This window comes from Bifidobacterium sp. ESL0822, from assembly GCF_052606675.1.
The window spans coordinates 1,949,508-1,967,869 of record NZ_CP199596.1; the positions used below are offsets into that span (position 1 = coordinate 1,949,508).

10 protein-coding genes, 1 tRNA gene and 1 pseudogene are annotated in these 18,362 nt (G+C 65.6%); 10 read left to right on the plus strand and 2 right to left on the minus strand.

Annotated elements, in window-relative coordinates:
- Positions 1-38: 38 nt before the first annotated feature.
- The 6 genes from ACUIAF_RS07625 to rplA all read left to right on the plus strand — a co-directional run bounded on the left by ACUIAF_RS07625 (position 39) and on the right by rplA (position 3,924).
- The gene (locus tag ACUIAF_RS07625) at positions 39-1,247 is read left to right on the plus strand and encodes a pyridoxal phosphate-dependent aminotransferase (protein WP_445339189.1); all 1,209 of its coding nucleotides are present in this window, start codon (positions 39-41) and stop codon (positions 1,245-1,247) included.
- A gap of 120 nt (positions 1,248-1,367) precedes the next feature.
- Positions 1,368-1,443, plus strand: a tRNA-Trp gene (locus ACUIAF_RS07630).
- A 44-nt stretch (positions 1,444-1,487) separates the two neighbouring features.
- Positions 1,488-1,712: a preprotein translocase subunit SecE gene (gene secE, locus ACUIAF_RS07635; protein ID WP_015022453.1), complete on the plus strand. Its 225-nt coding sequence runs from the start codon at positions 1,488-1,490 to the stop codon at positions 1,710-1,712.
- A 30-nt stretch (positions 1,713-1,742) separates the two neighbouring features.
- Entirely contained in the window at positions 1,743-2,600 is an 858-nt protein-coding gene (gene nusG, locus ACUIAF_RS07640) for a transcription termination/antitermination protein NusG (protein ID WP_445338447.1), read from the plus strand.
- Between the two features lie 138 nt (positions 2,601-2,738).
- Positions 2,739-3,170: a 50S ribosomal protein L11 gene (gene rplK, locus ACUIAF_RS07645; RefSeq protein ID WP_015022451.1), complete on the plus strand. Its 432-nt coding sequence runs from the start codon at positions 2,739-2,741 to the stop codon at positions 3,168-3,170.
- A 64-nt stretch (positions 3,171-3,234) separates the two neighbouring features.
- The gene (gene rplA, locus ACUIAF_RS07650) at positions 3,235-3,924 is read left to right on the plus strand and encodes a 50S ribosomal protein L1 (protein WP_015022450.1); all 690 of its coding nucleotides are present in this window, start codon (positions 3,235-3,237) and stop codon (positions 3,922-3,924) included.
- Positions 3,925-4,029: 105 nt separating this feature from the next.
- Here the strand turns inward: rplA and ACUIAF_RS07655 are convergent, their stop codons facing one another.
- Positions 4,030-5,262: a PucR family transcriptional regulator gene (locus ACUIAF_RS07655; RefSeq protein WP_445338449.1), complete on the minus strand. Its 1,233-nt coding sequence runs from the start codon at positions 5,260-5,262 to the stop codon at positions 4,030-4,032.
- Complete coding sequence (locus ACUIAF_RS07660; RefSeq protein WP_445338451.1) at positions 5,259-7,151, minus strand: DUF6020 family protein; 1,893 nt, start codon at positions 7,149-7,151, stop codon at positions 5,259-5,261. The genes ACUIAF_RS07655 and ACUIAF_RS07660 overlap by 4 nt, the downstream gene beginning before the upstream one ends.
- Before the next feature lie 522 nt (positions 7,152-7,673).
- On the opposite strand from ACUIAF_RS07660, the gene ACUIAF_RS07665 reads away from it, so the two are divergent.
- From ACUIAF_RS07665 to ACUIAF_RS07680, 4 genes and pseudogenes are all read left to right on the plus strand, one after another.
- Complete coding sequence (locus ACUIAF_RS07665) at positions 7,674-8,435, plus strand: biotin--[acetyl-CoA-carboxylase] ligase (protein WP_198203252.1); 762 nt, start codon at positions 7,674-7,676, stop codon at positions 8,433-8,435.
- A gap of 65 nt (positions 8,436-8,500) precedes the next feature.
- Positions 8,501-10,336 (plus strand): acetyl/propionyl/methylcrotonyl-CoA carboxylase subunit alpha, encoded by a 1,836-nt coding sequence (locus tag ACUIAF_RS07670; protein ID WP_445338453.1) that lies wholly within the window; start codon positions 8,501-8,503, stop codon positions 10,334-10,336.
- Positions 10,333-11,904: an acyl-CoA carboxylase subunit beta gene (locus ACUIAF_RS07675; RefSeq protein WP_445338455.1), complete on the plus strand. Its 1,572-nt coding sequence runs from the start codon at positions 10,333-10,335 to the stop codon at positions 11,902-11,904. Before ACUIAF_RS07670 ends, ACUIAF_RS07675 begins: the two co-directional genes overlap by 4 nt.
- 51 nt (positions 11,905-11,955) lie before the next feature.
- Positions 11,956-18,199 (plus strand): annotated as a pseudogene (locus ACUIAF_RS07680) (fatty acid synthase subunit beta domain-containing protein); the annotation flags it as partial.
- Positions 18,200-18,362 lie beyond the last annotated feature (163 nt).

The following is an 18,362-nucleotide window of genomic DNA, read 5'->3' on the forward strand; positions in this document are numbered from 1 at the left end:
GCCCTGGGGGTGCTGGGCGGTAGCATGGCTACATGACTATGGCGCAATGGCAGACCCTGAGCAGACGCATAGATGCGGTGGCCCCCAGTGCCACTCTGGCCGTGGATTCAAAAGCCAAGGCCATGAAGGCCCAGGGCATGAATGTGATCAGCTTCGGTGCCGGCGAACCCAACTTTCCCACGCCTGACCACATCGTGCAGGTGGCTGCCCGCGCCTGCCTGGATCCGCGTAACCACCGCTATACGCCCACAGCGGGCCTGCCCCAACTGAAGCAGGCCATCGCCGACAAGACCCTGCGCGACTCGGGTTACCAGATTGACCCGGATCAGATTGTGGTCACCAACGGCGGCAAGCAGGCCGTCTATGAGACCTTCCAGATCCTCTTGAACCCCGGTGATGAGGTCATCATTCCCGCACCCTACTGGACCAGCTATCCCCAGATGGTTCTGCTGGCTGGCGGTCGGCCGGTTCCGGTGCTCAGCGGAGCCGACCAGGGCTATATCCCCAGCCTGGAGCAGCTGGAGGCGGCCCGGACCGAGCGCACCCGTGCCATCATCCTCAATCTGCCTGCCAATCCGACCGGGGCAATCTGGGATGCCGACCTGGTGGCTGCCGTGGACCGTTGGGCCATGGAGCACCAAATCTGGGTGATCAGTGACGAAATCTATGAGCACCTGACCTACCAGGGGGCGCGCACGCCCTATCCAGGCGCTCTGGTGCCCCAGGTACGCGATCAGCTGATCGTGGTCAATGGTGTGGCCAAGACCTATGCCATGACCGGCTGGCGGGTGGGCTGGCTGATTGCCCCCGTGCCGGTGGCCAAGGCGGCCGCCAAGCTTCAGGGGCATATGACCTCCAACGTGGCCAATGTCTCCCAGCAGGCGGCCTTGGCTGCCTTGACCGGCGGTCTGAAAGATGTGGAGGCCATGCGGTCGGCTTTCGCCCTGCGTCGGCGGGCCATTGTGGATGCCTTGAATGCCGTGGATGGGGTGAGCTGCCCTGAACCCCTGGGTGCCTTCTATGCCTTTGCCGACGTGACCGGCCTGCTGAATCGGCCAGTGGGTCCGCAAGGCACAGTCTGCGCTACCTCGGGTGAGCTGGCCGAGGTCATCCTGGAACAGATCCAGGTGGCGGCCGTGCCAGGCGAGGCCTTCGGCGCGCCCGGCTGCCTGCGTTTTTCCTACGCGCTGGCTGACGACGACCTGGCCGAGGGCATGCGGCGCCTTGGGGGCTGGGTCAGCGCCTGATCCTGCTCCTGAGCGAAATGCTGTCAGGGCAACACGGTTGGACGCAATCCACCCTTTGGGCTAGACTTGCGATTTGGCGGTTTTTCCTCCCTGCCGAGTAGGCTGGTAGGAAGTTCCGATAGGGAAGTGGCGCAATTGGTAGCGCAACGGTCTCCAAAACCGTAGGTTGTGGGTTCGAGTCCCGCCTTCCCTGCCAAGGCTTGCAGCAGATGATGCAGAACAAACGAAGGACGGATGACCATGGCACAGAAGGATGGGGCTGAGGAAGCCAGGCCGAACTTCTTCATGCGTATCGGGCTCTTCATCAAGCAGGTCATCGACGAGATTCGCAAGGTCGTGACCCCCACAGGCAAGGAGCTGGTGGGCTGGTCCGTGGCCGTCTTCATCTTTGTGCTGCTGCTGATGGTCTTCGTGACCGTGATGGACTTCGGGCTGGGTAAACTGGCCTTCCTGATATTTGGCTGAGCCGTGACAAGGTAGAAGGTGGAGTGATCCATGAGTGATGATCTGACCAGAGAGGGACTGGACCCCGATCAGGCCGCTGAGTCGGTCCCGTCGGCGTCCGAGGATGTCCCCACCCAGGAGGATGCCCAGGTCCAGGATCAGCAGCTCGGAACCTCTTCGGAGCAGGCCGAGCAGGACAGCACACCCGCCGAATCCGCCCAGGCCAAGGGCGCCCAGGTCGATTCTTCCGATTCCGAAGGCTCCTCTGACGATGACCAGGCTGATCAGGACGATCCCGGTCAGCGTGCCGTGGACGAGTTCTCCAAGAAGCTGCGCACCCTTGAGGGCAAGTGGTACGTTCTGCACACCTACTCCGGCTACGAGAAGCGCGTCAAGGCCAACGTGGAGTCCCGCGTGGCCTCCTTCGGCTTGGAGGACAAGGTCTTCCAGGTGGAGATTCCCATGGAGGAGGTCGAGAAGCACACCGACAAGGGTAAGAAGGTCGTCACCCGTGTGCGTGTGCCTGGTTATGTGCTGATTCGCATGTGGCCCGATGAGAATGCCCGCCGCATCATCCGCGACACCGAAGGCGTCACCGGGTTTGTCGGCCCCAGCAAGGAGCCGGCTCCGCTGACCCGCAAGGAGGTCGTTCAGATGATGGCCCCCATGATCGCCTCCGAGGCCCTGAAGGCCGCTGGGGACAGGCCCGAGGCCGCCAAGAAGCGCACGGTGGAGGTCTCCTACGCCGTCGGCGATCAGGTCACCGTTACCGAAGGACCTTTCGCCACCATGGCCGCCGTGGTTTCCGACGTGGAGCCCACCACGCAGAAGCTGACCGTTCTGGTCTCCATCTTCGGCAGGGACACTCCTGTGGAGCTGGGCTTCGACCAGGTCGAAAAGATCGCCTGAGCGCCGTCGGCCGGTCCCTGGTCGATGCGATAATCGTCAAGCTTGTGCTCCCCTGTGGAGCGCATTTGGAAAGAACAGGTTGCGGGAGGGGACCTATGGTCTCCGACATCACCGCTTCGTAGAAAGAAGAACCAGCATATGGCTGCAAAGAAGAAAGTCACCGCGCTGATCAAGGTGCAGATAGAGGCCGGCAAGGCCAATCCTGCGCCCCCGCTGGGCCCTGCACTGGGTTCCCACGGCGTGAACATCATGGACTTCTGCAAGCAGTACAACGATGCCACCAAGGACAAGATGGGCCAGGTCATCCCCTGCATCATCACCGTCTACGAGGATCGTTCCTTCACTTTCATCACCAAGACTCCGCCGGCAGCCGACCTGCTGCGCAAGGCGGCCGGTGTCTCCAAGGGTGCCGGCAACCCGCTGACCACCAAGGTGGGATCCGTCACCAAGGCCCAGGTCCGCGAGATTGCCCAGACCAAGATGGAGGATCTGTCGGCCCGTGACGTCGAGGCCGGGATGAAGATCATCGAAGGCACCGCCCGTTCCATGGGCATCACCGTCACCGACTGAAATTTTCGTTGTGAGCGGTAGGGCATACGCTTGCCCGCACCGCGACTGCTGATAGGAGAAGCAGATGACCAAGCGTTCCAAGAAGTACCGCGAGGCGGCCGAGAAGGTCGATCGCACCAACCTGTACACCCCCGAGGAGGGCATCGCCCTGCTCAAGAGCATGCCCAAGCGCGGGTTTGACGAGACCGTTGAGGCCGTCTACCGCCTGAACGTGGATCCCCGCAAGGCCGACCAGCTGGTCCGCGGCACCGTCAGCCTGCCCAACGGCACCGGCAAGACCGTGCGCGTCCTGGTCTTCGCCCGCGGTCCCCAGGCGACTGCAGCCGCCGAGGCCGGAGCCGACGAGGTGGGCGATGACGAGCTGGTGACCAAGGTTGCCGGCGGCTACCTGGACTTCGACGCCGTGGTGGCCACCCCCGACATGATGGGCAAGGTCGGCCGTCTGGGCCGCGTGCTGGGTCCCCGTGGCCTCATGCCCAACCCCAAGACCGGCACCGTGACCATGGATGTGGCCAAGGCGGTCACCGAAATCAAGGCTGGACGTATCGAGTTCCGTGTGGACAAGAACGGCAACCTGAGCTTCCCCGTGGGCAAGGTCTCCTTCGAGCAGCAGGCTCTGGAGGAGAACTTCCACGCGGTCGACGAGGAGATCAAGCGTCTGAAGCCGGCCACGGTCAAGGGTCGCTACATCACCAAGGCCACCGTCACCACCACCATGGGTCCGGGCGTCCCCCTGGACATCGCGGTGCTCTGAGCCGGTTCGGCTGTATACTTCCAGGGCGGGAGACCTTCGGGTTCCCGCCCTTTTTGTATCTTGATCAGGCAGCACTCGTCCCGGCACCAGTTGGCCCGGTGGCAGTCAGTCGGGGCCCGGGTGTGACCTGCGGATTCTGCCGATGATCAGGGCCGCCTGCAGGACGAAGGATTCTCGTGGGTCCATGGCATCCCAGCCGGTTACCTCTACGCAGCGCCTGAGCCGGTAGCGTACGGTGTTGGGATGGATGCCCAGCTTCTTGGCAGTGACCTCCAGCGAGTTGCCCGAGCGCAGGAAGGTGAGCAGGGTGGTCGGCAGGGGCCCATCCGGGTCCTGTCCGGCCAGGCTCAGATAGACTTCCTGGTAGAGCTGGTCGGCTGCGTCCGTGTTTCCGTTGAGGGCCCGTTCAGGCAGCAGGTCGTCGGCGTGCAGTGGTCTGGGCAGCGCGGCGGTGATGGGATCGGCCACTGCTGGAGCTGCAGCGTACGTGCTCAGGGCGGCTCGGATGGAGGATCCCGCACCGGGGATTCCATGGTGGAGAGGTCCCAGACAGACAGCTGACTCGTCGGCGAAGAAGCGCAGGGTGGATGCGCAGAAGTCCGCCGGAGTGCCCGACCGGTTGGGGTCGATCAGGGCCACCATGAGTCCTTCATTCTCGCCCACTAGGGCTCTGCCGCCTTGACGGGCCACCGTGGTGTGGATGGGTTGACGGGCGTTCTCCATACCCTGTCCGTCATCGTTGCCCCGTGCCTCGCCGACGACGGCGAAGCAATCGAATTCGGTCGGCCAGCCCAGCCGGGCCAGATCGTCAACAGTGCGTGTATCTGCTGTGTTCTCAATCAAATGCCGGATGATTCTCGACTCCGCTGCGGTCTTGCGCCCGTTCCTCGCCTCGGCCAGGTCGGCGTAGAGAGCGGCTGCTGCGGTGGCTGCATGACGGGTGTAGACCAGCGTGGACCGTTCCCCCTCGGCTCCCATGGTCCGGCCAGCCTCCTCAAGCATGTCCAGAATGACCCGGGTCAGCTCCATGGCCCGGTGCGGTCCCAGGCTCCGGGAGAGCTCGGCTGGGACGGGGGAGGGGACTTCGCTGTCTTCCGAACCCTGGGCGTCAAGTCGGGACAACAGGTCGTCCATGGCTGTTCGAATGGCCCCCTCCAAGGTTCTGCGCCCATCGGCAGGCGCGGATCTGGTCCAGGGCAGTGCCTCCTCCAGATGATCCAGTGTCTTCAGAAGAATCTGCTCCATGGCGGCATCGGACGCATGAGGTGCCAGGTGAACCTGCTGCGCTTCGGCAGGGTCGTCGCCCTTCGGCCCGGACCGCTTCGACTTGCCAATCATGTCGGCCGGTCCATCAGGTTTTCGGCACGGGCACGGCGGCTCTGTCGGACCATGTCCAGGATCAGGAAGGGCACCACCATGTCCACCGGCAGCATGTGCCGTTCGAAGTTGTTGGCTGGGGCGGTGATCATGACCCCCATGATCAGCAGGAGGGGGAACCAGCACAGGGCCCCACGCCAGTGACCGGCTGCCAGGCGGGCGACGATCAGCAGCAGGGTGACCACCACCCAGAAGTTGGCCCGTGCCACAAGGCCGAGGAGGGGGGTATCGGCCCAGGTTCTGACGAATCCGGTAACCCCGTTGCGCCAGTCGTGGCACCAGGCCGCCAGCCAGGAGCCCGAGTTCTGTACGTAGCCGTTGTTGAGGTAGTAGGACATGGCCACGTAGGCAGGGTCGCCGGGGTCGAAGTAGCCGTAGGACTCGGCCATGAAGGCATCCAGGTAGATCGCCGGGTTATGCAGTCCCACCTGGAGCCAGGCCCGATTCAGCCGGGACAGCTGCTCGGGCGTGACGGTCCTCCAGCGATAGACGATCAGTTTGGGCTGGTTGCCCGAGGACTTGACCCTGTCGGCCTCCCAGGGGGTGTACTGGATGGCGGCATTGTCCAGGTCCATGATGGGTTCAAGGTCGGCTCTCGCCTGGGCCGGAATCCCCCGGGGGTTGCGCTGGGCCACCCGGGCGATCTGCTGCAGCTGGATGCTGCGGCTCTCCACCGGGTCACCCTGGATGACCGTCCCCGTGGCCGTCAGGGCCCCGGTCACCCCGGTGAACAGGATCAGAGGCAGCAGGAGCCCTATCAGGATGGTGGCCCACTGGCGACGGTGGATGATCAGTGCCAGGACCAGCTGGGCCAGAACGATGTAGAGGGCGTACTTGGCGCTGATCAGCATGATCAGGGTGCTCAGGGCGAGGGCGGGCCGCTGTCGGGCCGCCTGGCTGGCGTAGAGCGGCGAGTTCCTGTCCGCTGACTCCAGCTGGTGCCAGATGCCGAACCACCAGATGAAGGCGAAGGCGAAGAGGGGGGACTTGGTCAGGCTGAAGGTGCTGAAGACCACGAAGGGGGAGAGGAGGAAGAAGAGCATGACCAGGGTGCGGGCCAGGGCTCCAACCTGTTCAGTTCCGCTGTCGCGTAGGAAGCGGTCGGCGGTGACGGCGCAGCAGAAGGCTGCGAAGATCACCTGCAGCCCTGCCAGGAGTACGATGCCCGCGTCATAGGATCCCGTCAGATGGTTGGAGGCCATGATCGTCATCCCGTAGAACAAGGTCAGCACCATGTTGTGCTGGTCGGTCAGGAATGTGGGGTGGTCCGGCCATAGGTAATGACCGATGGGGTAGACGTCCATCTGTGTGAAGGTATTGCCGCCGTAGGGGGGCTGATCGCCCTGCAGCTGAGCCAGGAAGTTGGCACACTCCTGGGCCTGTGCGTACAGGTCGGCCCCATAGGCGGCCAGCAGGGTAAGAAAGGCCCAGGCCCAGCCCAGCAAAAGCAGGCGCATGATGGGCCGCCAGCCGCTGGTTTGCCGGGTTATGAAGGCCGCGTAGGTACGCATCCGTGGACGCTGTGCCAGGGCGGTCAAGCGCTGTGGCATCCTAAAGGGCTCGCGACCCAGCAGAATCCGGCGGCAGACCAGGACCACAGTCAGACAGACGGCCAGGGTGCCCAGCATGATTAGGAGCTGGGACAAACCCACTTGCGTAAGCGATCCCTGCTGACGGTAGATGGGGCCCAGGCCAGTGCAGAAGGCGATCCAGAGGCAGGCCAGCAGGGCCAGGACCAGGCCGACGGTCCGGGATGCACGAGACCCGGGTCTCCCGGTCTGCAAGGCCGATGTCTGCACAGGTTGTTCGCCCGCCTCTCTCGCTTGCGCCCTTCCGCTGTCTGCGCTCAAAAGAACCCCTTTCGCGGGTCATGCCTGGTCTACGGCTTCCCCATTTTATCCAGTGCCCATCCGAGGATGCGCTCTGAGCTATCCAAGGGTCCCCTGTGAAAAGATACAAAAACCGGCCGCCGCTTTTGTGTGTGGTTCGCTACCGGGGCTGACCCCTTGTGCCGTATAGTGGAACGCGTGCCTCATCAGAATATCAAGTGGCAGCCATCGGCATCGCTGGACAGTGGCGTAATCTCCTCGATCGTGGTGCTCGACACCGTCGATTCGACCAATACGCTCGTGGCTCATGCTCTGGAAGCCTCGACCTATTCGGATGCGCGCGACCGGGTCGAGCGGCTGTTTGGGGGCGGTGAATCGACAACGAGCTCGGAGACCGTGAAGGGATTGGTCTCTGGCACAAGGGGAAAAGCCGAAGATACGCCTCGAAAAAATGCCCGTCAGGGTATTTCTACGACTACACGATACGAGGGAAGAGTCGCAAGTAAAGGTATTCGGCGATGGCCGGGCGCCGGGGGGAGCACCATGCCGCTGAGCGTAGCGGTTGCCGATGCGCAGTCCCGGTGCCGCGGTCGTCTTGCCCGAACCTGGGTCAATCAGCCCCGATGCTCCCTGCTGGCCACTTGGGCCCTGCCGCTGCCCACCAGCCTGCTGACAGGATCCTTCGGTGGATGGATGCCCATGGTGGCGGGACTGGCTGCCTTGGAAGGCCTGCAGGACGTGCTTGAGTATCACGGCTGCACTCTGAGCGACGGTGGCGACCCTGAACGAGTCATGACGCTCAAGTGGCCCAACGATCTGTTCTGCCGCGGGGCCAAGCTGGGGGGCATCCTCTGCGAACTGGTCCGGGTGGATCAGGACTGGTCGGCACTGGCTGTCGGCATCGGCATCAACCTCTTCCTGCCCCGGCAGGCGCTGCCTATCGCTGAGTCCACCTCCCTGCAGCTCCACTACCGGAATCTGCCCGACTATCAGACCCTGCGCGACGACCTGGTCGATGCCATCAGCTGGCACCTGAGCGGGGAGATGGCCCCCCTTGGCCTTGACGGGTCGCTGGACCGGGTCCTGAACGGGCCCCAGGGAGTGCGCTCGAGGATTGCCGGACTCAGCTGGACGCTGGGCCGGCGGGTCAGGGTCGTCCCCGTAGCCGGTGAGCCCGTGGAGGGACGTGCCCTGCAGATCAATCCGGACGCCTCCCTGCGGGTACGGCTGCCCGACGGCGACCAGGTTGACGTGTCTACGGCAGATGTGGGCGTCCTGCCTGAAGTGGCCGCTGTGGGGGCCTAAATTCCCACCCTGTTCATGCTTTCCGTCAGTCCGATCACCCTTGAGCAACCAGTGAGGAGAGGGGAATGAAAAAACTGCTGATCGCCAACCGCGGCGAGATAGCCCTGCGGGTTGTACGCACCGCCCAGGAGATGGGCATTGCCACGGTGGCCGTCTATGCCGACCAGGATCGGGATGCCCCCTATGCCCAGATGGCGGACGAGGCCTACCTCTTGCCTGGGGACACCAACATTGAGACCTATCTGAACGAGGATCTGATCGTTTCCATCGCCCGCAGGTCAGGCGCTGACGCCCTTCACCCGGGCTATGGCTTCCTGTCCGAGTTCTCCTCCTTCGCGCGGAAGGTGATCGAGGCGGGCATCACCTGGGTGGGGCCGGATCCGGAGGTCCTGGACGAGCTGGGCGACAAGATCACAGCCTGCAAGGTGGCCGAGCGGGCCCGGGTGCCCGTGGTGCCCGGACTGAGCGAGCCCGTCACCGACATGCGCCCCCTGCTGGACTTCGCCGACGAGCACGGCTATCCGGTCATGATGAAGAAGGCTGACGGCGGTGGCGGCCGGGGGATAACCCTGATCAACGACAGCGACGAGCTGCGCACCTTCTACATGAACCATGATGCCCTTCAGGGAGGCGACCTGGGCGACTACTTCATCGAGAAGTTCGTGGATCGGGCCCGGCACGTGGAGACCCAGTCCGGCAGGGACAGCCATGGCCAGTTCACCGTCTACTCCACCAGGGACTGCTCGGTCCAGCGCCGCAACCAGAAGCTGGTGGAAGAGGCCCCGGCCCCCTTCCTGTCCGACGATGTGATCGCCCAGCTGGAGGGATTCTCCCGCCGCCTGTTCGATACGGTGGGCTATGTGGGCCTGGGCACCTGCGAGTTTCTGGTCACCCCCAGGGACGACGTCTACTTCATGGAGGTCAACCCCCGGCTGCAGGTGGAGCACACGGTCAGCGAGCAGGTCTGCGGACTGGACCTTGTCCGCGAGCAGCTGCGGATCGCCGACGGTGGATCCCTGAATGTGGCGCCCCCGCCCCGCGGCCACAGTTTCGAGTTGCGCATCACCAGCGAGGACCCGGCCACCAACCTGACCCCCAGCTCAGGGACCATCGAGTCGATTCAGTGGCCTTCCGGCCCCGGCATCCGCGTGGACTCGGGCGTCGAGGTGGGTGACACGGTCTCGCCCAGGGACGACTCCATGATGGGCAAGCTGATCGTGACCGCCCAGGACCGTCCGGCGGCCGTGGCCAGGGTTCGTCGGGCCCTGCGCGAGATGAGCATCAGCGGGGTCCCCACCCCGGCCGGCCTCTTCCAGAAGATCTTCACCAACCCCGAGTTCACCGCCGAGGGCGGGCACTCCTTCGACGTGTCCACCAAGTGGCTTGAACGGGTCTACCTGAACGTGGAGCCTGCCTCCAACGGCAGTGGCCAGCCCGCCTCGGTCTCCGGCGCCTCCGCCCAGGAACAGGACCGGGACAGCGATCCCATGGAGACCTACAACGTGGAGATCGACGACAAGCGGGTCAGGTTGGCCCTGCCCCAGTCATTGCTGGGAGGCATGGGCGGCGTCGGCGGCCATGGCGGCATTTCCCGGCCCCGGCAGCCCCTGCGCGGGCGCGGGCTGCGCGATCAGGAGCCTGGCGCACCCCGGCAGGATGCGGCCCGGTCCGGCATCATCGTAGCCACCATGCAGGCGGTGGTCACCCGCATCAACGTGGCCCCCGACCAGGAGGTGGACAAGGGCGACCTGCTGGTGGTTCTGGAGTCCATGAAGATGGAGAACTACGTCTATGCCCCGGCCAAGGGCCGTGTGAAGACCATCGATGTGTCCGTGGCACAGGGGGTGGATCCGGGCCAGACCCTGGTCACCCTGGATCTGGGCGGGGAGGAGCAGGCATGAGCGTCACCGAATCCGCCTTGGGCTCCCAGCCGGTGCGCCAGGGCATCCATCGGGCAGCCGCCCTGGCCAAGCAGGCCGAGGAGCACGCCCGTGACCGTCAGCATGCCAAGGGCAAGCAGACCGCCCGTGAGCGGCTGGATCTGCTCTTCGACAAGGACACCTTCGAAGAGGTGGGGCGCTTTGCGGGCGGCGACATCGCCGGGGACCGGGCGGGCTCTGCGGTCGTCACCGGCTTCGGCCTGGTCTACGGGCGCAAGGTCGGCGTCTATGCCCAGGACTTCTCCGTCAGGGGCGGCACCCTGGGACGGGCAGAGGGCGAAAAGATCTGCCGTCTCATGGACATGGCCCTGCGGATCAAGGTCCCCATCGTGGCCATGATCGACTCGGGCGGCGCCCGCATCCAGGAGGGTGTGGCCGCCCTCACCCAGTACGGCCGCATCTTCCGCAAGACCTGCCAGGCCAGCGGCTTCGTCCCGCAGATCTCCCTGATTCTGGGACCCTGCGCAGGCGGTGCCGTCTACTGCCCGGCCCTGACCGACCTGATCATCATGACCAAGGAGAACTCGGACATGTTCGTCACCGGTCCTGACGTGGTCAAAGCGGCGACCGGCGAGACCATCAGCATGGACCAGCTGGGCGGCGGTTACGTGCACAACACCCGTTCCGGCGTGGCCCACTACCTGGGAGAGGATGAGGCCGATGCCATCGACTATGCCAGGACCGTCCTGGCCTACCTGCCTGCCAACAGCGGTCAGGAGCCTCCCCGATACGCCTTCATCTCCGGCCATGCAGAGCGCCAGGCCGCCAAACGCCTGGCCGCGGTCATCCCCGAGAACGACCGGCAGCCCTACGACGTGCTGGACGTCATCCATGCCATCGTCGACTACGGCGAGCTGGTTCAGGTCCAGGAGCTCTACGCCCGGTCCATCGTTGTGGGCTTCGCCTGCTTGGAGGGTCGGCCGGTGGGAATCGTGGCCAACCAGCCCATGGTGGATGCGGGCAGCCTGGATGTGGAGTCCTCCGAGAAACTGGCCCGCTTCGTCCGCCTCTGCGACGCCTTCAACCTGCCGGTCATCACCCTGGTGGACACCCCCGGCTACAAGCCGGGTTCGGACCAGGAGCACGCCGGCATCATCCGCCGGGGTGCCAAGGTCATCTACGCCTATGCCAACGCCCAGGTGCCCATGGTCACCATTGTGCTGCGCAAGGCTTTTGGCGGCTCCTACATCGTCATGGGCTCCAAGGCCATCGGCGCGGACCTCAACTATGCCTGGCCCTCCTCGCAGATCGCCGTGCTGGGAGCCCAGGGCGCGGTCAACATCATCCACCGGCGCGACCTGCAGGAGGCCAAGGAGGCCGGCCGGGACGTGGATGAGCTGCGAAACAGGCTGGCCCAGGAGTACGAAACCAGCACCGTCAACGCCAATCTCTCCCTGGAGATGGGCGAGCTGGACGGCATGATCGACCCCGAGCAGACCAGGCCGGTCCTGGTCCAGGCCATGGACCTCCTGGCAGACAAGCAACGTGTCAGGGTCAACGACAAGCACCACGGCAACCAGCCTCTATGAGCTTCCCCTCGTCATTATCAGCAATCCCCAACTCTCTATGAATAGGACATCATGACCAATACATTCTTCATCAACCGTCTCGCCGAGCAGCCGCACGCGCTCATGTTCGCCGGCCAGTCCAACCCCTGGACCGTGGCCCTGGCCGATCTGCAGGGCGATCCCGACATCGACAAGGCCCTGAAGGAGCGCATGGCGGCGGCCACCGACCTGCTCAGGGCGGTCAAGCCCGACCTGCTGGCCACCAACGGTCGTCAGCTGGATATGTTCGGCTACAGGCCCGACCCGGTCAGGCTGGGGCCGGCCGCCGACGCGGCGGTCAGCGTGCCCGGCATCGCCCTGGTGCAGCTGGGCGCCCTCATGGACATGGACCAGCTGGGCTACGACGCGGCCCAGGCCCGTCCGGTGGCCCTGCTGGGGCACTCCCAGGGCATCATCGGCGTTCACATGGTTCAGGAGATTCAGGCTGCCGGATCCCTCAAGGCTGCTCAGGGTGCCATTGACCAGATTCTGGCCACCGCCATGCTGATCGGCACGGCTGGCACTCGTCAGGCCCGTCGTCTGGGTATCCACCGCCAGGGTGAGGCCACCCCTATGCTTTCGGTGCGCGGGGCCACCCGCCATCAGGTGGAGGTTCTGGTCGACCGGGTGCCTGGCGCTCGCGGCCCCATCAGCGTGGCCGTGACCAATTCGAATCGCAACCTGGTCCTGTCCGGCTATCCGGAGGATCTGGCCGCCTTTGCCATCGAGGCGGGCAAGGAGAGCGAGCACCAGCGCCAACTGCGCGAGGACAAGGTCCGCGGCGGAACCGCCTTCTCGCCGGTTCTGGAGTACCTGGATGTGACCCTGCCCTTCCACTCCCCGCTCATGAAGGAAGCCGTGGATCTGAGCGTGGACTGGGCCTCCCATTGCGGTCTGGACACCGAGCGTGCTCAGGTTCTCGGCGAAGAGGTTCTGCTCAACCATGCCGACTGGGCTGGCCGGATCGCCGAGGTCATGGACCAGCAGGATGCCGCCTCCCTCTGGCTGGTGGATCTGGGCCCGGGCGAGACCCTGGGCAAGCTGGTGGACAACCTGGTCCAGGGCACCGGTGTCGGCGTGGTCGAGGCCTCCAACCAGGCCCGGCGCGCGCAGCTGTCCACCATGGAGGAGGATCCGGCCCGAACCCAGGACTGGTCCAAGCTGGCCCCCCGTCTGCTTGAGACCCCTGCCGGTCCCAGGGTGGAGACTGCTTTCAGCCGCTTGACCGGCAAGCCCCCGGTCATGCTGGCCGGCATGACCCCGACCACTGTGGAGCCTGAGATCGTGGCTGCAGCCGCCAACGCCGGTTACTGGGCCGAACTGGCCGGCGGCGGCCAGGTGACCGCCGAGGTCTTCGACCGCCATGTGTCCCAGCTGGAGGACCAGCTGCAGGAGGGCCGCACGGTCGAGTTCAACGCCATGTTCATGGACCGCTACCTGTGGAACCTCCAGTTCGGCAGCCAGCACATCGTGCCCAAGAAGCGCGCCTCCGGCACCCCCATCGACGGGGTGGTCATCTCTGCCGGCATCCCCGAGCTGGACGAGGCCGTGACCCTGATCCGTCAGCTCAACGAGGAGGGCTTCCCCTACGTGGCCTTCAAGCCCGGTACGGTGGACCAGATCCGTCAGGTCGTGGCCATCGCCCGCAAGGTCGCACCCACCCACATTTTGATGGAGGTCGAGGGCGGGGCCGCAGGAGGCCACCACTCCTGGGAGTCCCTGGACGACCTGCTTTCGACCACCTATGCCGAGGTCCGCGCCTGCCCCAACATCGTGCTCGTGGCTGGCGGCGGCATCGGCACCCCTGAGCGGGCGGCCGACTATATCAGCGGCCAGTGGTCCCGCGCCTACAACCTGCCGGACATGCCCGTGGACGGCGTCATGATCGGCACAGCGGCCATGACCGCCAAGGAGGCCCACACCAATCCCGAGATCAAGCGGGCTCTGGTGGCAACCCCTGGCATCGACAGCTCCACCCCCGATCCGGACCCCTTCGCCCCCATGGGTGAGAAGTGGGTGCCCAGCGGCAAATCCGTGGGAGGCGTGGGCTCCGGCCTGAGCCATCTGCACGCCGACATCTACGAGATGGAGAACTCCTCCGCCGAGTGCGGCCGCCTGCTGGTCCGGGTCATGAAGCACCCCGAGGAGCTGGAGACCCGCCGCGCAGAGATCATCGAGGCCCTGAACAAGACCGCCAAGCCCTACTTCGGCGATCTGGAGACCATGACCTACCAGGACTGGGCCCAACGTTTCGCCGACCTGGCCTACCCCTGGGCCGATGACACCTACATCGACCGTTTCCTGCACCTGCTGCGGCGCATTGAGGCCCGTGTCTGCGAGCGTCAGAGCGGCGAGTTCGACTCCATCTTCGCCTCCAGGCAGGATGTGGCTGAGCCCGAGCAGGCGCTTCGACGGCTGCACGAGGCCTATCCCCAGGCAGCCGAGCTCAAGGTGGTGCCCACCGACGTGGCCTGGTTCCCCGTCCTGGTGCGCGAGTACCCCAAGCCCATGCCCTTCGTGCCGGTCATCGACAACGATCTGCTGCGCTGGTGGGGCCAGGATCAGCTCTGGCAGTCAGAGGACCCCCGCTACGGCGCCGACTCGGTCAGGGCCATCCCCGGACCCATCTCCGTGGCCGGCATCACCACGGTGGACGAGCCGGTGGCCTCCATCCTGGGACGGTTCGAGCGGGCGGCCATCGACCGGGTGCGCGACCTGGACAGTAGTCCCGCCAAGGCCTACAGCCAGCTGGCAGGCGCCGCTGACGCGCAGGAGTTCATCCGCCGCAGCCCCAACATCTCCTGGGTGGGCCACCTGATGGCCAATCCGGCTTACGGCACGGCCATGGACGACCACAACTACACCATCACCGCCACCGGCCAGGACGCCCAGGGCGAGCACTACGACCTGGACATCCACCTGGACACTTACTGGGACGACGATCCCGACGGCGGCCTGGACCGGCATGCGGTGCGTGACATCGTCGTGCCGCTGACCCTCAAGAGCGACCAGGTCGGTCTCTTCCCGGTGGTCGACCGTAGCCGCCTGCCCAAGGACGTCTACGCCCTGCTGGCCGATACAGCCGGCATCGGCAACACCACCATCACCGGCGACAAGCTGGAGGCCATGCCTGTCATCGAGAAGGACGATGGCGACCAGGAACACCCCTTCGGCCTGGCCCACAGCGGCTACACCCTGGCAGCCAACCTGGGCTTCGACCATGAGGCGGCAACCGGTGGCGCCCTGCCTGATGCGCTGATCCCCTCCGGCTTCGCCCCAGACGCCCTGGTGGGTCCGGCCTGGCCGGCCATCTACGCAGCCCTGGGATCCGTCTATGTGAATGGCTTCCCCATCATCGAGGGACTGCTCAACGCGGTCCATCTGGACCATCTGATTGAGCTGGAGGTCCCCGAGAAGCGCCTGCTGGAGCATACCGGCCAGCGGATCGGACTGACCAGCTGGGCCGAGCCCTACCAGGAGTCCGCCTCCGGCCGGGTGGTGACCATCCATGTGGTCCACGCCGCCCAGGACGGAACCGTGCTGGCCCGCGAGGTCGAGCGCTTCGCCATCCGTGGCCGCGCCTACAGCGACCAGTTGCCCCAGGAGGCTCCCGAGTACGGCGGCATCCGCGCCGACACGGTGGACACACCCCGCAGGCTGCTGCGCCGCGTCACCGTCACCGCCCCCAAGGACATGACCGCCTTTGCACGCACCTCCGGGGACTTCAACCCAATCCACACCTCCAAGCGAGGCGCTGCGGTCTCCGGACTGTCTGCGCCGCTGGTGCACGGCATGTGGCTGTCGGCCACCGCCCAGTACGCGGCCCAGGCCACCGACGAGCAGGGCGTCCACTATGAGATCGCCGGATGGACCTACAACATGTACGGCATGGTCCAGCTGGGCGACAAGGTGGAGATCAGCCTGGAGCGTGTGGGCAAGGTCCGCCATGGCGGCCTGGTCCTGGAGGTCACCTGCAGGATCGACGGACAGCTGGTCTCCCGCGGCACGGCAATCGCCCGCGCCCCGAGGACCGCCTACGTCTACCCCGGCCAGGGGATCCAGCAGCAGGGCATGGTCCTGGACGAGCGGGCCAAGTCGCCTGCCGCCCGTGAGACCTGGGAACGGGCCGATGCCCTGACCCGCAGCAAGCTTGGGTTCTCCATCCTGGCCGTGGTGCGTGACAACCCGCACACCCTTACAGCCAAGGGGGTCACCTACCACCATCCTGAGGGTCTGCTCAACCTGACCCAGTTCACCCAGGTGGCCCTGGCCACCGTGGCCTTCGCCCAGACCGCCCGCCTGCGCGAGTCCGGCATGGACATCTGGCCCGCCTACTTCGCCGGCCACTCCCTGGGCGAGTACAACGCCCTGAGCTCCTTCGCCGGGGTCATGTCCCTGGAGACGGTCCTGGAGCTGGTCTTCCACCGTGGATCCACCATGCACTCCCTGATCGAACGCGACGAGCAGGGGCGCAGCAACTACCGGATGGGCGCCCTGCGTCCCAACCAGTTCGGCGTGGGCGACTCCGGCGTCAAGCAGTATGTGGAGTCCATATCCAAGGAATGCGGCGAATTCCTGGAGATCGTCAACTACAACCTGGCCGGCCAGCAGTACGCCGTGGCCGGAACCATCGCCGGTCTGGAGTATCTGCGAGCCGACGCCAACCGTCGGGCCAAGGAGGCGGGCGGCAAGCCGGCCTTCATGTACGTGCCTGGCATTGACGTGCCCTTCCACTCCACCCTGCTGCGCAAGGGGGTGCCCGAGTTCCGCGACACCCTGGATGCCCTGCTGCCCGAGCACATCGACTACTCCCGCCTGGAGGGTCGCTACATACCCAACCTGGTTGCACGGCCCTTCCGGATGACCAAGGAGTTCGCGGCCTCCATCCTGGAGGTGGTTCCTTCCGAACGCATCAAGCAGGCTCTGGATGATCCCCGGGTCTGGGACCAGTATGCGGCCGACGACCAGAAGTTGGGCCGTCTGCTGCTGACCGAGCTGCTCTCCTGGCAGTTCGCCTCCCCGGTGCGCTGGATCGAGACCCAGGCAATCATGTTCGATGCGCCCGAGCAGGGCGGCCTGGGCGTGGAGCAGCTGATCGAGGTAGGGCTGGGACACTCGCCCACCTTGGCCAACCTGGGTGCCAAGACCCTGAAGCTGCCCGACTTCCGCGAGCGTCACGTGAGCGTCTACAACCTGGGCAGGGACGAGAGCCGGGTCTATCTGACCGACACCGATCCCATGGCCCCGGTGGTGGAGGAGGAGTCCGCGGCTCCGGTCCAGGACTCCAGGCCTGAGTCTGCTCCGGCTGCTGCTCCTGCCCCAGCCCCTGCATCGGTTCCCGCTCCGGCTCCGGCGGCAGCCGAGGACTCGGTTCCTGCTCCAGCTCCGGCTCCGACTACCGGCGGCCCATCGGGTGCCGAGGTGGCCGACCTGCCCTTCAAGGCCTCGGACGCCATCGCCGTCCTGCTGGCCTACTCCACCAAGATCCGCCCCGAGCAGATCGGGCAGACCGACACCACCGACACCCTGACCAACGGCGTCTCCTCCAGGCGCAACCAGCTGCTGATGGACATCAGTTCCGAGCTGGGCGTGGCCAGTGTGGACGGCGCCGCCGAGGCCAGCATGACCGACCTGAGCGCCTTGGTGAACAAGGTGGCCCCCAACTATCGGCCCTTCGGCCCGGTGCTCTCCGACATCGTTCGTGAACGCATCCGCGACCTCTTCGGCCCCTCCGGCCTCAAGCTGCAGCAGGTTGAACAGCGGGTCTCCGACGTCTGGCAGCTGGGTGCTGGCTGGGTCTCGGCCACCGTGGCCAGCCTGGTCCTGGACACCCGTGAGGGTGCCTCCTCGCGCGGCGGCGACCTGGCGATTCTGCCCACTGAAGCCGTCTCCACTGTGCCTGCGGCCAACGCTCTGATCGACCAGGCCGTTCAGCAGGTGGCCCAGCGTCACGGTGTCACTGTCTCCATGCCCTCTGCAGGCGGTACTGCTGGCGGTGCCGTGGTCGACTCCGCCGCCCTGGATGCCTTCGCAGCCCAGGTGACCGGCTCTGAGGGTGTACTGGCTTCCACCGCACGCTTCCTTCTGGACAAGCTGGGGCTTGAACCCCCGGCCGTCCAGCCTGGCGAGAATGAGGATGCTGCAGTCGTGGCTGCCGTCAATGCCGAGCTGGGCAGCGACTGGCCCGAGCAGGTGGCGCCACGGTTCGAGGCCTCGCGCGCCGTCCTCTTCGACGACCGCTGGGCCAGTGCCCGAGAAGATCTGGCTCATATCTACCACGAGCATGATGATGACCGCAGCCGCCTGAGCTTCGTAGGAGCCGGACGCGAGGTGCACGATCAGGCCGTCTGGTACGCCGAGCAGGCAGGCAAACGCGGCGAGCAGGATCTGGCCCGGGTCTTCAGCGGCATCGCCGACCAGGCCATGACTCCTGCCGACTC

Coding starts and splice junctions, on each gene's coding strand:
- ACUIAF_RS07625 (WP_445339189.1), top strand. CDS start 39: ATGGCGCAATGGCAGACCCTGAGCAGACGCATAGATGCGGTGGCCCCC.
- secE (WP_015022453.1), top strand. CDS start 1,488: ATGGCACAGAAGGATGGGGCTGAGGAAGCCAGGCCGAACTTCTTCATG.
- nusG (WP_445338447.1), top strand. CDS start 1,743: ATGAGTGATGATCTGACCAGAGAGGGACTGGACCCCGATCAGGCCGCT.
- rplK (WP_015022451.1), top strand. CDS start 2,739: ATGGCTGCAAAGAAGAAAGTCACCGCGCTGATCAAGGTGCAGATAGAG.
- rplA (WP_015022450.1), top strand. CDS start 3,235: ATGACCAAGCGTTCCAAGAAGTACCGCGAGGCGGCCGAGAAGGTCGAT.
- ACUIAF_RS07655 (WP_445338449.1), bottom strand. CDS start 5,262: ATGATTGGCAAGTCGAAGCGGTCCGGGCCGAAGGGCGACGACCCTGCC.
- ACUIAF_RS07665 (WP_198203252.1), top strand. CDS start 7,674: ATGCCGCTGAGCGTAGCGGTTGCCGATGCGCAGTCCCGGTGCCGCGGT.
- ACUIAF_RS07670 (WP_445338453.1), top strand. CDS start 8,501: ATGAAAAAACTGCTGATCGCCAACCGCGGCGAGATAGCCCTGCGGGTT.
- ACUIAF_RS07675 (WP_445338455.1), top strand. CDS start 10,333: ATGAGCGTCACCGAATCCGCCTTGGGCTCCCAGCCGGTGCGCCAGGGC.